15 protein-coding genes are annotated in these 16909 nt (G+C 53.0%); 6 read left to right on the forward strand and 9 right to left on the reverse strand.

Features of this window, described 5'->3' with window-relative positions; genetic code table 11:
• Window positions 1-183 precede the first annotated feature (183 nt).
• The gene (locus tag ACR9FF_RS22630; protein WP_435165022.1) at window positions 184-570 is read left to right on the forward strand and encodes a hypothetical protein; all 387 of its coding nucleotides are present in this window, start codon (window positions 184-186) and stop codon (window positions 568-570) included.
• A 68-nt stretch (window positions 571-638) separates the two neighbouring features.
• Here the strand turns inward: ACR9FF_RS22630 and ACR9FF_RS22635 are convergent, their stop codons facing one another.
• The 3 genes from ACR9FF_RS22635 to ACR9FF_RS22645 all read right to left on the reverse strand — a co-directional run bounded on the left by ACR9FF_RS22635 (window position 639) and on the right by ACR9FF_RS22645 (window position 5911).
• Window positions 639-1454, reverse strand: a complete 816-nt coding sequence (locus tag ACR9FF_RS22635) for a hypothetical protein (RefSeq protein WP_435165025.1) — start codon at window positions 1452-1454, stop codon at window positions 639-641.
• Window positions 1455-1652: 198 nt separating this feature from the next.
• Window positions 1653-4745 (reverse strand): AAA family ATPase, encoded by a 3093-nt coding sequence (locus ACR9FF_RS22640; RefSeq protein ID WP_435165028.1) that lies wholly within the window; start codon window positions 4743-4745, stop codon window positions 1653-1655.
• Window positions 4742-5911 carry an exonuclease SbcCD subunit D gene (locus ACR9FF_RS22645; protein WP_435165031.1) on the reverse strand — a complete coding sequence of 390 codons (1170 nt, stop codon included), beginning with the start codon at window positions 5909-5911 and terminating at the stop codon, window positions 4742-4744. The genes ACR9FF_RS22640 and ACR9FF_RS22645 overlap by 4 nt, the downstream gene beginning before the upstream one ends.
• Window positions 5912-6099: 188 nt before the next feature.
• Between ACR9FF_RS22645 and ACR9FF_RS22650 the strand changes: the two genes are divergently transcribed.
• Window positions 6100-7365, forward strand: a complete 1266-nt coding sequence (locus tag ACR9FF_RS22650; protein ID WP_435165034.1) for an MFS transporter — start codon at window positions 6100-6102, stop codon at window positions 7363-7365.
• A gap of 92 nt (window positions 7366-7457) precedes the next feature.
• Here ACR9FF_RS22650 and ACR9FF_RS22655 read toward each other — a convergent pair whose 3' ends face one another.
• Both ACR9FF_RS22655 and ACR9FF_RS22660 read right to left on the reverse strand, forming a co-directional pair.
• Window positions 7458-8093 carry an NAD(P)-dependent oxidoreductase gene (locus ACR9FF_RS22655; protein ID WP_317981499.1) on the reverse strand — a complete coding sequence of 212 codons (636 nt, stop codon included), beginning with the start codon at window positions 8091-8093 and terminating at the stop codon, window positions 7458-7460.
• Between the two features lie 27 nt (window positions 8094-8120).
• A complete protein-coding gene (locus tag ACR9FF_RS22660) occupies window positions 8121-8555 on the reverse strand; it encodes an Rrf2 family transcriptional regulator (RefSeq protein WP_116394308.1) in 435 nt (144 codons plus the stop codon).
• A 901-nt stretch (window positions 8556-9456) separates the two neighbouring features.
• Here ACR9FF_RS22660 and ACR9FF_RS22665 point away from each other — a divergent pair.
• Window positions 9457-10191 carry an MBL fold metallo-hydrolase gene (locus ACR9FF_RS22665; protein ID WP_435165037.1) on the forward strand — a complete coding sequence of 245 codons (735 nt, stop codon included), beginning with the start codon at window positions 9457-9459 and terminating at the stop codon, window positions 10189-10191.
• A gap of 196 nt (window positions 10192-10387) precedes the next feature.
• Window positions 10388-11299: a sugar phosphate isomerase/epimerase gene (locus tag ACR9FF_RS22670; protein ID WP_435165040.1), complete on the forward strand. Its 912-nt coding sequence runs from the start codon at window positions 10388-10390 to the stop codon at window positions 11297-11299.
• A gap of 34 nt (window positions 11300-11333) precedes the next feature.
• Here ACR9FF_RS22670 and ACR9FF_RS22675 read toward each other — a convergent pair whose 3' ends face one another.
• Entirely contained in the window at window positions 11334-12980 is a 1647-nt protein-coding gene (locus tag ACR9FF_RS22675; protein WP_435165043.1) for a hypothetical protein, read from the reverse strand.
• A gap of 181 nt (window positions 12981-13161) precedes the next feature.
• On the opposite strand from ACR9FF_RS22675, the gene ACR9FF_RS22680 reads away from it, so the two are divergent.
• On the forward strand, window positions 13162-13914 hold the full coding sequence (locus ACR9FF_RS22680) for a DeoR/GlpR family DNA-binding transcription regulator (protein ID WP_435165046.1): 753 nt from the start codon (window positions 13162-13164) through the stop codon (window positions 13912-13914).
• Window positions 13915-13959: 45 nt separating this feature from the next.
• Here ACR9FF_RS22680 and ACR9FF_RS22685 read toward each other — a convergent pair whose 3' ends face one another.
• Window positions 13960-14697, reverse strand: a complete 738-nt coding sequence (locus tag ACR9FF_RS22685; protein ID WP_435165049.1) for an SDR family oxidoreductase — start codon at window positions 14695-14697, stop codon at window positions 13960-13962.
• Between the two features lie 210 nt (window positions 14698-14907).
• Here ACR9FF_RS22685 and ACR9FF_RS22690 point away from each other — a divergent pair, with 210 nt between their 5' ends.
• A complete protein-coding gene (locus ACR9FF_RS22690) occupies window positions 14908-15825 on the forward strand; it encodes an AraC family transcriptional regulator N-terminal domain-containing protein (RefSeq protein WP_435165052.1) in 918 nt (305 codons plus the stop codon).
• 43 nt (window positions 15826-15868) lie between these two features.
• Here ACR9FF_RS22690 and ACR9FF_RS22695 read toward each other — a convergent pair whose 3' ends face one another.
• Window positions 15869-16294, reverse strand: coding sequence for an SRPBCC family protein (locus tag ACR9FF_RS22695; protein ID WP_435165055.1), 426 nt, complete (start codon window positions 16292-16294; stop codon window positions 15869-15871).
• An 18-nt stretch (window positions 16295-16312) separates the two neighbouring features.
• Window positions 16313-16861: a TetR/AcrR family transcriptional regulator gene (locus tag ACR9FF_RS22700; protein ID WP_435172189.1), complete on the reverse strand. Its 549-nt coding sequence runs from the start codon at window positions 16859-16861 to the stop codon at window positions 16313-16315.
• Window positions 16862-16909: the final 48 nt, after the last annotated feature.

Below are 16909 nucleotides of genomic sequence, written 5' to 3' on the forward strand. Positions count from 1 at the left end.
TGTGTATAATCTTACAAGGAAATCCACTTATTACAAAGGAGTCGATCATTCTTGGAAGAACCGCGCAATCCTTCGCAGCCAGAACCGCAAACCGGCTCATCCTCAAATCCCGAGCAGCCTTATGATAATCCGTACGCATCAAGGCCTTCCCATCCATTTGCTCCGGTTAGGGAGAATGGACCTGTGAAGCAATCGGGACTTGGCATCGCTTCCTTCATATTGGCACTCGTTACTTTATTGCTTGTCGTTGGATGCGTGATCAGCGCTACCGTGTTTGTGAGCAACGTAACCGGCGACGCCCAAGGGTTCCTGAATGAAGTCGAGAATATGGAAAGCGAGGGCACGCTTCCGTCTGACTTGGTACCGATTATGATCGCCGGATTATGCATTATCGCATCCATCGGCATAGCCATTATCGGCCTGATCCTCGGCATTGTTGGCGCCGTTCAGAAAAACCGCCGCAAAGTATTCGCCATTATCGGCATCGTGCTGAACGGCCTGATTGTGCTTGGAACAGCCGGCCTTGTCATTATAGGCCTTGTCTCCGCTGCCGCGCAATCGACAATTTAGCAACAAATAATCTACCTTCAGCAAAAGAGGCTGTTCCCCGGGGAACAGCCTCTTCTCGTATATCCGCCCTAATTCAGCTGGGCAGCAACGGTCTTGTTAATATCCGCAATCTTCTTCTCATAGCCCTCTATCCTCGCCTGTTGATCCGTGATTTGCTTCACGACCGTGGTCAGCGTAGTAAGCGAACGAATGGAGGTTTTGCCGTCATAGCCTCGCAGCGCGTACAGCAAATCGCTCCACTCCGCCGATTTTTGCTTGTTCAGCTGACTGATCGCGGACTTTGCTACGGCGATTTTCCGCTCCTCTTCGTTAATGGCGTCAAGCTGCCCGCGCAGCCGCTTCATTTTGTCGTTTGCGGATGTTTTGGCCGAGCTTAACGCGCTTTGCGCGGCGCGAATCTCCTCTTTGGCGCTTTTTACCGAAATCTCCAGCAGATCCACCTTCAGCTGTACGGCCGCAGTCAGCTCCTTGATGCCGAACTTCCGCGCCGCCTTCAGCTCCGCTTGGGCAGCTTCGTATTGATTAAACAAAGGCTGGTAATTGTTCTTTAATTGCGTAACCTTCTTGTCCAGCGCATCCAGCTTCGCCTTATCGATCAGCCGGATTTTCTGCCGAGTCTCAGACTCCTTGTCATCGTTTGTTTTGGCAGTTGCTTTGATCCGCGTATCCTTCTCTCCAATAACGTTCTGCTGCTGGACAAAGCTTAGATACAGCGACTGGAGCTTCGCCGCGTCAGCAGACGGCAGCCCGGCCTTGGTCTTGTCGAACTGCTTCTGCGCCGTTGCGGATAAGGAATGAACGGCCGCTTCCGCAACCGCCGCCGGGAGAATGGCAGACAGCAGAAGAGCTAACAGCAAGGCAGTAGCCGGCATTCGAAATGTCATGCGTGTAAATCCTCCTTATACAATATTCATAGCGGCAGCCGACAACAAAAAAAGCACCCCTCAAACCAAGCCCAAAGGCTGGTTCGAAGGGTGCTTCCCGTTCGAATAGAAATGGCGTTGCCGCATATGTCTTTTCAATATACGGCTTGACCGGCAAAAGTGTCAACCCATTATTTTACAATAATCAGCAAAGCCTACTCACCTTACGGCAATGGATGTCCGGCTGTAGCCTTCCTTCGTCTTGTACACTTCGAGCGTAGCCGGGAAGGCTGCTTTAAGCTCCTGCACGTGGGAGATAACGCCAATCATCCGGCCTGAACGCTGCAGATCCACAAGCGCCTCAATCGCTTTGTTAAGCGAATCCTCGTCCAGCGAGCCAAAGCCTTCGTCAATAAACATCATCTCGATGGAGACGCCGCCTTGGAACGATTGAATGACATCGGTCATGCCAAGCGCAAGGCATAACGAGGCATTAAACTTCTCGCCGCCCGACATCGTCTTCACATCCCGGTTCTGGCCGGTATAGGCATCGTAGACGTCAAGGCCAAGCCCGCTTTGCTTGCCTCGCGTCTCAAGCCGGTCGCTGCGCTGCAGAACGAACTGGCCGCCGGACAAATGGCGGAGCCGGACGTTTGCGGCATGCAAAATCTGTTCCAGATATTCGATAAGAATATAACGTTCGAATGATATTTTGAGTGCGTTGTCGCCTTTAAGCATCTGGTACAGATCCAGCACCTGCTCAAGCTTTGCTTCCAGCTCCTTAACCTTAGCCGATGCTTGGTCAATAGCCGTCTTCAGCTTGTCTGCATCCTCGGCGAACCGGGAAGCAATCTGCAGCGCGTTCGCCGCTGCCTCAATCCGAGCTTTCAGCTCGGCAATAGCCGTCTTCAGCGCTTCAATGTCTGCCTGCTCCTTGCCAGCTAACTCCTGCTCCAGCTCTTCAATCCGCTTGCCGGCGGCTGCTACGGCCGTCTTATACGCCTCGAGCTGATCCTTCAGCGCCCGTCTCTCCTGATCCGGCAGATGAGCCTCGCGGAATGCTTCCGCGGAGCTAAACTCCGCCTTCGCAAGCTCCTCCTCGAACCGTGCGGCTGCGAGCGCCGCATTGTCCCGGGCTTCGGCATGCTGCTGCTCGGTCTGCTCCGCATGAGCCTGCTCTTCGGCAAACTTCGCGCGCATCCGCAGCAGTCCATCCTGCGCCTCTTTCCAAGCTGCGGCAAGAGACTCCGCAAGACTGCGCTGCTGCTTAAGCCGCATCTCCATCTCCTTCGGAGAACGGAGCTCCTCCGGAATGCGCTCAAGCTCCTTCTCGAGCGCCGACTGCTTGGCGCCGCGCTCGACCGCAATCCGCTGCTGCTCCGCCTGCAGCTTATCCTTCGCCTGCTGAAGCTGCTCCAGCTTCTGCTCGATCTCTTCCGCCCGCTGCTTCATCTGCTTGCCTTGCTCGGCCTGCGCACCTAGCCGTTCCGCTTCCTCATTCAGCTGCTTCCAGCGTTTACGAAGCTCGGCCTGCTGCTCAGCCAGCCCGGAAGCTTCCGCCCCGTACTCCGCAAGCTCCGCCGCGCTTCCTTCCCAGCTCGAACGCGTTGCCGCCGCCTGGAGCTTCGCTTCGTTCAGCTCGCGTTCATAACGGGACAGCTGCTCCTTCGCCTGCTGGAGCTGCTCCCTGGACGGCACGGCTTCCGCCGCAACGGCTTTGCCCGGATGCTCCTGGCTGCCACAGACCGGGCAAGGCTGGCCATCATGAAGATGGGCGGCCAGCAGGCTTGCTTGCCCTTCAATCCAATGGCGTTCCAGCCGGTCATGCTCCTCGCGGATTTGAGCAAGCGATAATGCCCGCTCATCAATCACGGATGCATGGGAGACAAGCTCCTTCTCCAGTTCAATTAACTTGGAAATATATTTGCCTGTCTGTAGGACTTGATTTCTTTGCTCAACAACGCCCGGCAGCGCCTCGACCGCGCCTTCAATCGCCTTAAGCTGCGACGCCAGCGTCAGCTTGGCTTCCTTCGCTTCGGCGATGAGCGCCTCCGCCGACGTCAGCTTCGCCGCGCCGCTTTTCTCCGCCGTTGCCAGCTGCTCAACCGCTACGCGCTGCGCCTCCAGCGTCTGCACCGCCGGCGCCAGCTCCGCGAGGCGGTGCAGCTCGCGCTCCGCCGCCTGGCGCTCCGCGCCGCGCTCCTCCTCGCGGCGATGCCGCTCCTCGGCTGCCGCGAGCGCCTCCTTCGCGGCCTCCGCCGCCTGGCGCCGAATGTCGCGGGCCTGCTGCTTCGCCGCGGCATCCCGCTCGGCGCGGACCGCCTGCTCCGCGTACGGCGCCAGCTGCGCCGCGCGCTCCGCGAGCAGCAGCCGGCGTTCGCGCTCCGCATGCTCGCCGCTTTGCGCCGCGAGCCGCTCCCGCTTCTCCCGCTCGCTTGCCAGCTCCGCGGAGCGCGCGTGCAGCGCCAGCTCGCCTTGCAGCGCCTCTTCCTGCTCGCCAAGCTGCCGCTGCAGCTCGCGCTTGCCCGATTCGCCTTCCGCCATGAGCTGGCGGTAATAGCCAATCTCCTGCTCCAGCGCTTCGGATAGCTGCGCCGCATTGTACAGCTCCTGCGCCAGCGTCAACGCAAGCTGGCTGTCTTCCCTGCGCGGCAAGTTATCCGCCGCCTGCTTCATGAAGTGGTCCACGCGGATCTTCGCTTCCTTCAGCTGGTCCCCAAGCTCCCGGTTCTGCTGCTGGAAGCGCGTCTCAAGCCGCTGATACAGCTCCGTCCGGAATATCCGGCGCAAAATCTCTTCTTTATTGTCCGTGTCCGAAGTGAGCAGCTTGCGGAATTCGCCCTGCGGCAGCATCACGATCTGGTTGAACTGCTCCTTCGTCAGGCCAATAATCGTCTCCAGCTTGGCGTTGACGTCGCCGACCATAAACCGGTCCACCGCCGGTACGGCTTCGCCGCCTGTCAGCTCGTACAGCTCGGCTTTGCCGCCCGTCTCGCTTTTGTTCGTGCCCTTCCGGTGGGGAAGCTGACGGAATACCCGGTACATCCGGCGTCCCACGGCAAAATCCAGCTCAACGGCGGTATGCTTCTCGTCATCGGCGAAGTGGCTCCGCAGCATGCGGGGCTCCGAGCGGTCCTCGCCGCTTGCGGTTCCGTATAAGGCAAAGCAGATCGCGTCGAAAATCGTTGTTTTACCTGCGCCGGTACTGCCCGAAATAACAAACAGGCGATGCTCCCCAAGCTCGCTGAAATCCACGGTCTCCGCATCGCGGTACGGGCCAAAGGCCGTCATCGTAATTTTGAGAGGTCTCACCCTGCTTCCCCCTCCTCTCGCAGCAATCCGCCAAACGTATCGGCGAACAGCCGTTTTTTCGGCTCATCGAGCGCTACACCCTTCACTTCGAGATAAAAGGATTCGAACAGGCTTACCGGATCGGCTTCGCTCCTCCGCACCGCCGTCTCCGGGGCATCGCCATCCTCGCCAATGCCGCGAACGGCCGTTATCCTGCGCTCCACATGGAGAGCATTCGGGTAAACCGCCCGAACCTTCTCCATCGGGAACAGGACGGGGTTGTCGTTCAGCAGCGTAACAAAGACGTAATCCTCGTTCACCGGATGGGTCTCGATCTCTTCAATCGGACCGGCAATCCGCCGCATATCGCGCAGCGGCTTCAGCTCTCTTTTCTCAATCGCCACGTTCCCGTCCGCATCCATCTCCACCACGAGGTAACCTTTATTGTGATGCTCCTCGGAGATCGAATACTTGAGCGGAGAACCCGCGTAACGGATTTTTTCGCTGCCGACAAAATGCGCCTGATGCAGATGCCCAAGAGCGGTATAATGGAACGGTGCAAAATAATCCGCCCGCACATGCTCGGCTCCGCCAATCGAAAGCGGGCGTTCCGAGTCGCTTGTATTAGGCTCCGCTGCGCCCGTTGCCGTGACGAAAGCATGTCCCACAACGATATGTCTCGCAGCGGGGTCCATTTGCGAAGCAATCCGTTCCGTGATCGCGCGCATGGCTTCATCATGCGTCCGAATATTCTCGTCTTCGTAAGTAATCCGTACTTGAGCCGGGTCGGCATAAGGCACCAGATGCACATGCACCTCGCCAAACGCGTCCTTCAGCACAACCGGCTTATGTTCCGTTCTTAATCTTCCGGCGATATGAAGCCCTCGGCTTTCCATCATGGCCGTTCCGAAGTCAATCCGATCCGGACTGTCATGGTTGCCCGAGATCGCGAGCACAGGCGTATCCAGCCCAACAACGATCCTCTCCAGCAGCTCGTCGAGCAGATCCACCGCTTCCGTCGGCGGGATGGCCCTGTCGTACAGATCGCCTGCGATAATAACGGCATCCGGCCGTTCCAGCTCTACCGCGCTTACAAATTGCTCCAGCACATGCCGCTGGTCTTCCGTCATATATACACCCTGCACAAGCTTGCCTAAATGCCAGTCTGCAGTATGAAAAAATTTCACTCTATGAACATTCCCTTCCGCTACTCATGTACCTATCTTTTTCGATACCCGTAACCGTACATATATTCGCTTTTTTCTCCCGATTTCCTTCCTGAAAATATTTCCCCCAGGCCCTATCAATGGTACATTAATAGACGGACTTCATAGATTGTTCATAGACTCAAATAGACGCCAAACAGGAGGATAACATGCAAACCGAACTAGAAGCACGGTCAAAACGGTCCTTGTTCAGCAACTACACGCTGCTCTTGGCCGTTGTATTTGGCGGCTTTCTCATATTTGGCTTTTCGGAAAATATAAAAGGTCCCGCCATCCCGCGCATGCAGGCCGATTTCTCGCTGAACGAAGCGCAGATCGGCATGCTGCTTGCCCTTAATTCCCTCGGCTATCTGATCGCTTGCAGCTTTACGGGCTGGCTGGTCAAAAAAATCGGCATCAAGCTGACGACCCTTATCGCCTTTGGCTCGATGGTCGTATCCGGCTTCTGCCTGTACTTCTCTATCAGCTATTCCACGATGGTATTGTCCTACTTTTTCATGTATATCGGCAACGGACTTCTAGAGATCGCCCTTGCGATTCTGGCCGCACAGATCTTCACCCGGAATACCGGCACGATGATGAATCTGGCTCATTTCTTCTATGGGCTCAGTTCGATTGTCGCCCCGCTTCTGGCCGCTAATCTAATGGGGATTCACCTGTTCGGCGCAAGCTCCGAGCTTGGCTGGCGCGGAATGTACTGCTTGATGCTTTCGCTGACTTTGCTGCCGATGATTCCTACCATCTTTTCCAAAGCACCGAAGCAGGAAGAGAAACAAGGCGAGCGTCTGTCGTTGCGGGAATATGTACGGGATAAAGCGGCATGGCTGCTTGTGGGCGTTCTCTCCCTTGGCGTTGTATCCGAGATGTCCATCGGGAGCTGGCTCGTCAACTTTCTGGAGAAGGCCTATGACTGGAGCAGCGATACGTCCGCGGCTATGCTGTCCGCCTTTTTCCTCTGTTTTACCTTTGCGAGACTTGTTCTAGGTCCGGTTACCGACAAAATCGGCTATACGATGTCGCTCATCGTGCTGTCGGCCTTCTCCGGTCTGTGCTCGATAGCGGCTGTTATTCTTGGCGAGCCCGGAGCCTTCCTGTTTGCGGCAGCCGGCATCGGCATTGCGCCGATCTATCCGACGGTTATGGCCCTCATTGCCAGACGTTACTCGAAGGAAAGCGATACGGCTATTACGTTTACGGTGACTTTAATGGGGATTGCAACGGTTGCGGGGAATTATCTGATCGGGCTTATTATTGAGCTGTTCAAGGACGGCTTTGCGGAAGAGGCTCATCCGAAGGCCGGTCTCATTGCCGGCCTGCAAGCGGGTTATATGTTCATCGGGGCATGCGCCCTGTTGTGCTCGGTTATGTCCATCGCGCTATACCGTCATCTAAAAAAACGCGGTGCCCTGCTATGAGAAAGCCTCTATCGAGGCCTCTCGACGATGAGCGAACGCGTCTATAGGCAGGAAGAGGCTGCCCCTTCACGGGAGCAGCCTCTTCTGTTTGCTTAGTTTTCGGAAGACACGGTAAAACGTTCGTTTACATGCGCGGCATTCTCGGCTTCATCCACAATGGCAATCGCAAAGTCCGCGTAGCTGACATAGCTGTGGCCTTTCGAATTCACAAGCAGATGGTCTTTGCCTTGTGTATAGGAACCCGTACGCTTGCCTTCCGGATCAAAGAAAGCGGACGGGCTGACAAAGGTCCATTTCAGACCAGTCGATTGCTTCAGATCTTCAAGGTTTTGTCCTTGGTTCTTCGCCGTAGCAAGGAACATCTCAGGGAAATCAGGCGTGTTAAAGAGCTGAACCGTCTTGGCTTCGTCCACGTACAAGCTGCCTGCTCCGCCAATTACGATCAAGCGCGTATCCGTTCCGGACAAGGCATCGATCAAAGCTTTGCCGGCAGTTACATGCAGATGTTCCTGGCCAAGCGGAGCGCCAAAAGCGTTCACGACGACGTCAAAGCCTTGCAGATCGGCTGTTGTCAGATCGAAAACTTCCTTCTCGATCACTTGAACGCCTTCCTCCGTTACCTTGGCACGGTTCCGAACAACCGCCGTAACTTCATGTCCGCGGCTAAGCGCCTCTTTCACAATAAACTGACCTGCTTTGCCTGTGGCACCTACAACTGCAATTTTCATATGAATAACCTCCTGATAAGAAATAAATTATTTGTTCTGATTCGTCCTGATCAGATCCGCGACCAGTTCCTCCAGCGTGATCTGCGCGAGAACACTCTCCATCGCATCCTGCGACTTCTTCAGCACGAGCTCCAGCACAACCTGAATGCTTGCTCCAACCGGACAGTCCGGATTCGGCCCTTCGTGAATATGAAAAAGCTGTCCCTCCTCGACGACATCTACCGCCCGGAAAATATCCAGCAAGGTAATCTCGCTCATTTCCTTGGTCAGATACGCACCGCCTGTTCCGGCCCGGACTTGAACGAGGCCAGCCTTTTTCAACTGTCCCAACAGCCGGCGGATAATAACCGGGTTCGTGTTGACGCTGCCGGCAATCCATTCGGAAGTGTTATGAGCGTCCTTGGAAATCTCCAGCAGCGATAAAATATGGACCGCTATGGAGAAGCGGCTGCTGATTTTCATGATTGTCACCTTCTTATATGGGGCTCCGGTTGTTTCGGTTGATTGGGCTCCGGTTGTTTCGGTTGATTGCTCCATGTAGTTTGTTCCTCAGATTAAATTTTCAATGGTTGGAACAAACGTACAAAGTCGCACTCAACTCGAAACAACACTCCGCTGGACGTTTAAGTGCATAAGACCGAGCACAAGACCGAGCACTAAACCAAGCATAAAGCCGAGACATAACCGAACACAAAGCCATAATTGTTGTGACAATTGTAGTTACAACTGGGGTAGAAGTCAAGGACGCTACGGTTGTTTCGGTTGATTGCTCCATGTAGTTTGTTCCTCGAATTAAATTTTCAATGGTTGGAACAAACGTACAAAGTCGCACTCAACTCGAAACAACACTCCGCTGGACGTTTAAGTGCGCAAGATCGAGACAAGACCGAAAAACAACCTCTGCTGGCCGGATCTGATTGACAGGTCGTTGTAACAATTGTAGTTACAACAAAATGAAAAGTCAAGTCGCTTATAGCAAGCTGCTGCAAATTAGCTACAATGGATTCAGTCCAATGAAATCAAGAAATATGACTTACTTGGTTGCTTACATTGGATTTTATCCAATAAATATGGACGTTTTGGCTTTACAATCGCTGATTTGGTTGATTATCCTGTATGCGATCCAATGTAGCTCTTACTACGGACCCATATCGTTCAGTTTTACTGTACCAATTCCAACGTAAATCTCTAACGACAGGACACTTAAAGCCCATCCCACTTAACCAGAATTAGAGTATTGACAAAAATATTTTTATGTGTTATAATATAATATTTTACTATTTACACATTTCCCAAGAGTCTGTAATATAGTCACATGACCTCGGCCGGGTCCCCTTCATTTTGTACGAGGAGTGTGACCTTTATGCAAGCCCAACTTGCCATGCTGTCGATAAGCGCCCCTGTGATGGGCACAATCGATACCGTTTATCCGGTTCTTATCCGGGACGATCAGCATCAAATTTTGCTGGATACGGGTTATCCCGCCCAGCTTTCCCAGCTCCAAGCCGCGATTGAAGCCACGGGCGGCAGTCCAGACAGGCTTACTCATATTATTCTTACCCATCAAGATATCGATCATATCGGAAATTTGCCTGAATTAGCCTCCGGTGCAGGAATCGAAGTATGGGCGCATACGCTTGAGAAACCATACATCCAAGGAAACAAAAGGCTTATCCGTTTCACGGACGAAGCTATCGCGAGCGTTGACCGGATGCCGGACTCCGTTCCCGAATCGTTCCGTAACGGTCTAAAAAGGATGATGCTGAATCCGCCCAAGGCTAATGTTGACCGGGAAGTAAGTGGCGGCGAGCTTCTTCCGCTAGGCGGAGGAATTACCGTCATTGATACCCCGGGCCACACGCCGGGACATATCAGTCTTTACCACAAGCCTTCCCGTACGTTAATTGCCGGAGATGCTCTGATGGTGAGAGACGACGAGCTATATGGAGCTGATCCCGCTACCACATTAGACCCATTAACTGCCCAAGCTTCCATCGCCGGACTGCTTGATTTTGATATTCAGACCATCATCTGTTACCATGGCGGACTATATAACCGGAAGGTTATGGAGCGACTCGCCGAGCTTGCGGCACAATAATAAGAAGTTAATGGCTGACCATCGGGTCAGCCTTTTTTCTAATGTGCAAAAGGATCTAGGCTTTATGATGGAGAATACTTCCAGAAACAATCGGGAAGGATGTTCCGCAATGTCATACAAACCTTCATTTCTGGAGATGCTTTTGTCGCTCCTCCTTCTCATACTGGGTTTCGGCAGATAAGGAACTATCACACTCATGAATCATCTTTTCCTTATCGGACAGTATGGACATTTCGACTACAACAAATATAACAGGGATTATAAACACGATTTTTACGGCATTGAAGCTTGTCTATTCCGGAGCGAGCAGGATATTGAGAATCTGATCCGGGAATCACATATTGCAGGCTTTCGGATCGGCATTCATTTTCCGCTGCGGGCTGGGATTACCCCGCTTCGGGATCCGCTGCTTATCGCCAAGGAGGATAACGTAAGATCGGATGCCTACTCCATAGCGGAGCAAGAGCTTGCTTACATCCATTCGCGAATGCAGCCTGACTATGTGCTTTTTCATTATCCAAAGCCCGTTATTCTGGATGACCGCGCGGATTGGTCTAACTGGCGATTCGATAGCCGCATGGAATACGAATTCGAAAGCGAATATTCCTTAGATGAATTTCGGACGTACAGCGATGCTTTATTTGAATGGTTGTCCCTTATGGGCACCAGATACGGATTTACGCCTGTCTTGGAATTTGACGCCTTGAACCGCTATGTCTATGAAGACGACTATTTGCATCGCAAGCTGGAGGAATATAGCAGCATCAAGCTTTGTCTTGATACCGCAAGGCTGTACATCCAGGACCGAATTGATCCTTATTTCCATGCCGAGACCATTCTTCGACGATATGCCAAGTATGCCGCAACCATTCATTTATCCAATGTGCAGATTGTTGACGGACAAATAAGGCAGAGCCGGATTCCCGTCCTTCCCGGTCAGCAGCCAAGCGAAGGCTGGGCTCCCATTGAACGGTATTTGCGGATGATCTCCTGCGAGAATCCGGATGTAAAAATCATGTTCGAGCATCGCTCGGAGCATGCATCCGATGAACAGCTTGAGGAGTGTTACCGCTGGGCTAGCCAGCTGATCCAAAAAAGAGGTGAATGAAGCTCCGTCAGGGACCTTCATTCACCTCTTGTATTTAATAACGGAAATAATTCATCTCTTCCCCGTTTATTCTCGCGACCGATTGCCCCGGACTTGCGACAATCAGCTCAAGCAGATCCTGATGGCTGATGCCGGTATAGATTAGCTTGCCGCCAAGTCTTGATGCTTGCTGCAAGGTAAATTCTACCCCGCCCATCCGCTCGGCGAACGCAGCCAGGCTGCCGATTGCAAGCTTTTCCGCTTCATCCCGCCCCAATATTTCCACCGCTACCGCGGCAGGCTTTCCTTGCAAACGAACCAAATTATAGTCCTCAAGCTCCTCGAAGGTATAATGCCCATGCAGCAGAATAGAAACAAAACCATTTTGCACCTGACCATACAGGCCCGCTGCTCGCTTAATCCAAGTCCCTTTCGGAAGAACGCCGATAATCTCTTGCTGCTCGGCATGCTCAGGGACAGGGAATAACGTCAGTATCCGGTTTTTGTCGTACAGCACCTCCGCGTACTCGCTTTGATGCCGCGGATCCCCTTCTCTCCAGCCCTCCCCCGGATGGAAGAAATACAGCTGATTGACGCCTGTCTCTCCCGTAACCGGGAACGAGACCATCCACCGGATTTGCTCGTTATCAAACTCTTTTACCCGCTCCCAGATGCCGCCGGCCGCATAGTCCTTCGTCACATATGCATACGAATGAAGCGGAATTTCTTCCCCGGTATCAATTTTTATCATTTGTTTTGTGACCACCTCGGGCTGGTTGCGCTCCAGCGCTCTCCTGAGAGCATCCTCCGGAGCAGGATAGCAGAGGAAGCCCGCGTACTCCGTACGAGGCATACGATCTCCCAACGGAAAATCTCCAAATTGCACATAATCATGCAAGACGTTGCGGTCAGCAGGCGCATCATGCGGCCAGCCCCGAGAATGGGCACCAACCCAAGCGCCCTTCAGGTAAAAGAGCGCTCTCTCCCGCCACAGATAATCGAGCATCCCGGCAAGCTGCTGCTTTAACGCCGGCTCCGCCGTCAGCTCCCACGCGCAAGTAAACGCCTGAACCCAATGCCAGAACCATGGCAACGCCCCATACTCCGGCATTCCTTGGGCCGTTACCCGCTCCATGGTGCGCTTCAGGGAAGCGATACCGTCTTCGAGCAGCTCCTGGTCTTCATAGAACTGTCCGAATATGATCTTGGCCGCGGTATATTTGGCCTCATGGTGATGAAACAGCTGCAGCGGCTTTCTGTAAAAGCCTCCTTCATAAATACAATGGAACGCACGCTCGAAGGCCACCTGCAATTCCGGACCCAGATGTTGTCCATAACGCGTATAGAAATAAACCATTAAGCTGCCCATTAGCTCGACCGGGAGCTCATGGGCTTTCGCAAGCTCAGGCGAAGGATTCAAATTCAGCGGAAAATGGCCATACAGCGGCTGATCCGGATCCTTTTGCTGAAGCTGCAGCACCCGTGCAAGCACGCCTTCCGCTTTCTTTTTCGAGTCGGCCGGATTGCTCAATAGGGATTGAATTTCTTCGTCCACCGCTGCCGCAAATAAATAGGAGGCATAATAGAAGTTATCCCGTATATCGTGATGGAACCATAATCCGCTGGCGAGCATAGGCAAGCTCTGTGCCGATAAGGCTGCCGCCTGAATGATCTCTATTTGACGCTGCTGTTGTCCGTTCATGAGTATCGTTTACTCCTCTCTATCCCGCAAAAAGTTCATTTATGTTTATTTTAGTTCATTTAATAGAAATAATCATTAATAAAATTGTATTTGAACCTAACTACACCTTCAGTAACTATGGACGAGACGACAAGCTAAGTTTAAAATAATGGCAATACCAATGAGAACGGATGAGCATGAAATGAACCATTTACGCCGATACGAGAGTATTATGGAGGTTCTGCTGACGCAGAAGGAAGTGACGGTTGCGGAGCTCAGCGAGCGGCTGAACGTAACGGGCAAGACGATCCGGGAGGATCTGACGAAGCTGGAGGAACAAGGCCTGGTAAAACGGGTTCATGGCGGCGCCGTGCTGGCAAACAGCGATCAATTCGGCATTCTACCGGTGAAGGAGCCGCTCGCGAAGCATGCCGACGAGAAAACCGGCATTGCGGAAACCGCGATGAGGTTTATCTCCAGCAATGACATTATTGCGCTGGACGGCGGCAGCACAACCCTTGAGATCGCAAGGCGGCTGAACGATTTGCCGGTGACCGTCATTACCAACGATGTATACATCATCAGCGAACTGGCGGGAAAAGAAAACGTCCGGCTCGTCGTCCCCGGCGGGTACCGCGTCCGCAACGTTCTTGCGGGTCCGGAAGCGGTCGCTTACGTGCGCAACCTGAACATTAATAAAGCGTTTATTTCCGCCACCGGCGTACATCTCGAGCATGGCTTGTCCGTCTATACCGGCGACTTGATCGATTTCAAGCAGGCTTTGATGACAACAGCCCGGGAATGCTACGGAGTTGCCGACCATCATAAGTTTGGCCACAGCGCGCTTCGTACGTTCGCGAGGTTATCCGAGCTGACGGCTCTCCTAACCGATAAAGGCCTACCGGAAGAAACGGCTGCCGCATTCCGGGCAGCGGGTGTCCGGGTGGAAAAATAAAATCGCCAGCCGAATGCTAAACAGCAGCAGGCTGGCGATTTTTTATCAGTTGAATCCGCCGTTCACGCGAAGCGTCTGTCCGGTAATCCAGCGGGCTTTATCGCTGACGAGCAGTTCAACAGCATTGGCGATGTCGTCAGGCTCCCCAAGGCGCCCAAACGCGTTCATGCGGCGGAATGAATCCACAAGCTCCTCGGATTTGCCGTTCAGGAACAGCTCGGTTGATACCTGACCAGGCGCAATACAGTTGATGATAATATCTTTTGGGCCAAATTCCTTTGCCAGCTGACGGGTTAACTGTTCAACAGCCCCTTTAGTAGCGGCGTAGACGCTATATGTCGGAAGCATCGCGCCGGATACGGAGGTAGAGAAGTTAATAATCGTCCCGCCGCTTGCCATATGCTTCATCGCTTGCTGGCAGGCGAAATACGTCCCTTTCACATTGATCATGAACTGCCGGTCGAACATTTCCTCCGTTACGTTCATTATCGGCGCCAGATCCATAATCCCCGCATTATTCACGAGAATATCCACGCGTCCGAACCGCTCAAGCGCCTCCGAGAACAGTCCCTCCACATCGCTGACCTTGCCGATATTTCCGCGGATGGCAGCAGCTTGCCCGCCCGCTTGCTCGATTAATTGGACAACCTCGTTTGCTTTCTCTTCGTTGGAGGAATAATTAACAACGACTTTCGCGCCGGCTTCGCCGAGCTGAATGGCGATTTGGCGTCCGATCCCTCTCGAAGCACCGGTGACAATTGCGACTTTTCCTTGTAAACTCATTATTCATTCGCTCCTTTATGTTTCGTATATTTAATTGGCGTGGCTACAACATTGATTATAGGGAATGCAAGGGGAAAACCGTTAGAACAGAACCGTTCAATCCTTGCCTATTTCTCTTCGCGGATGAAAGATAAGCTTAGTATAGTGAAACTCGCGCATTTCTATTTTAAAATAAAAGAAATCCCATCTTCGGAAAGGAATTCACAAGCCATGGACGAAACCTTGCGAACGGAGCAGGCTTTGCGGCACTTAGCGGACTTGATCCTGCGCCATGCTCCGTCAAACGGCACGTTTCCTACTTCTGTTCCCAATCTGTCATTGATGAATGCCGACCATTTGTCGGAGCCGCTTGAATCCGTATATAAGCCCTCCCTTTGTCTTGTGGCGCAAGGGGCAAAGACGGCTACTCTCGGAGATGAAACGTACCGGTATGACCCGATGACTTTTGTTGTTATTGCTGCCGAACTGCCGATTATAAGCAAAATCGTGGAGGCTTCGCCCGAGGTCCCGTATTTAAGCTTAAAGCTGAGCTTCGACCCCGATGTCATTCTCGATATTGTAAAAGAAAGCAGCCGTATCTCAACCTCACCAGTTGATGCCTCTCCGGGCATAACAATGAACCGCACGTCTCCGGGCTTGCTCGAAGCCGCCGTCAGGCTTGTTCAACTGCTGGATACGCCGGAGGACATTCCGGTCCTCGCACCGCTTATTGTCCGCGAGATCCTGTACCGCGTGCTGCAAAGCGAGCATGGCTCGCTTATCCACTCCTTCGCCATGGTTGGCAGCCATTCACATAACATTGCGCAAGCGATTCGGATGATTAACCGGCAATATGCGGAGCCGCTTGTCATCGAGCAGCTGGCCAAGGAAGCAAGCCTCAGCACTTCGGCTTTTCATAAGCATTTCAAGCGCGTAACGTCGATGAGCCCGCTGCAATATCAGAAAACGCTGCGCCTGCAGGAAGCAAGACGCATAATGCTGGCGGAAACGGTGCATGCTTCGGAAGCCGCCTTCCGCGTTGGATACGAAAGCCCGTCTCAGTTCAGCCGCGAATATGCCCGGATGTACGGACGGCCGCCGATGCTCGATATTCAAGAGCAACGCGCTTCAGCAATAACAGGGCCATGACGATCAATCGTCATGGCCCTGTTGTTTTTGGGGATAATAGCATTTATCGCGCTTCGGTTTTTTGCAGCATTACGTTCAGCACATCTTCCCAATGCAGCTTCATCTGCTCCCTCGTAGCCGCATGTTCCAGATTTTCCTGATGGAAGCTGACCGTTGTTTTCTCCGGACCGCTTGAGATGAGCCGGATTTGCAAGGTCGAAGGCTTCTCCCAGCCGGGCTTAGTCCACTTCAGGCGCAGCTGCTGCCGAGGCTTCACAATTCGCAATTGTCCCGATATCCCTTCAGCGCTTTGAAACGTCTCGCCGGCTTCAATCTCTAAGTTCTTGACGCTGCCAATCCATAACCTCAAGCCTTCGGCCGAGGTGAGAAATGCCCAAGCTCGCTCAGGGGAAACAGGCAAGGTCCTGCGAACCCCGATCTGAAAACCGGCCGAGGCCGTTTTACCAACGATTTTTTCGAAAAATCCCATTCTTCATCCTCCTCGAATTTAACGGCTTAAAGCCCGCACGAACAAATCAACGCTGGATTCCGCAAACCTCTCTCTCGTAACCTTTGTAACCGCCTCGGCCGTGTACAGCCGCGAGATAAAAGCCCCGTAATTCATCCACATAAACGTGATGGCCTGCGTCTCCGCATCCGTGTCGATCATTTTGTCTTGTCTTTGCATTTCCTTAAAGTAATCCATCAAAAGCTCGAGCATAATCCGGGGATGCTTCTGCGCTTTCTGCCTGATGCCGGCCAAATCATTGTCCGCCAGAACGATAAGAAACAGCTTGCGGTTGCGCTCCATCACCTCATGATACATTTCGCTTACAAGCAGCAGGTCTGCCCGCATATCCCATACCACTTCTTCTTGAAAAATCCGTGTCATTTCCATGGAATAATGGAAATAGTCAACGGCCTTTTCGAGCAAATTCAGCTTATTGGCGAAGTTCCGGAATAACGTCATCTCGCTAACGCCTGCCACCGCGGCAATCTCTTTGGTGGATACGCCTTTATAACCCTTCTCCGCCATCAAATCAATCGCGGCCTGCATGAGTTTTACCTTATTATCCAAAAAAGCTCACCCTTACTCATCTGTATG

It is taken from the genome of Paenibacillus glycanilyticus (assembly GCF_051200795.1).
Lineage (GTDB): Bacteria > Bacillota > Bacilli > Paenibacillales > Paenibacillaceae > Pristimantibacillus > Pristimantibacillus glycanilyticus.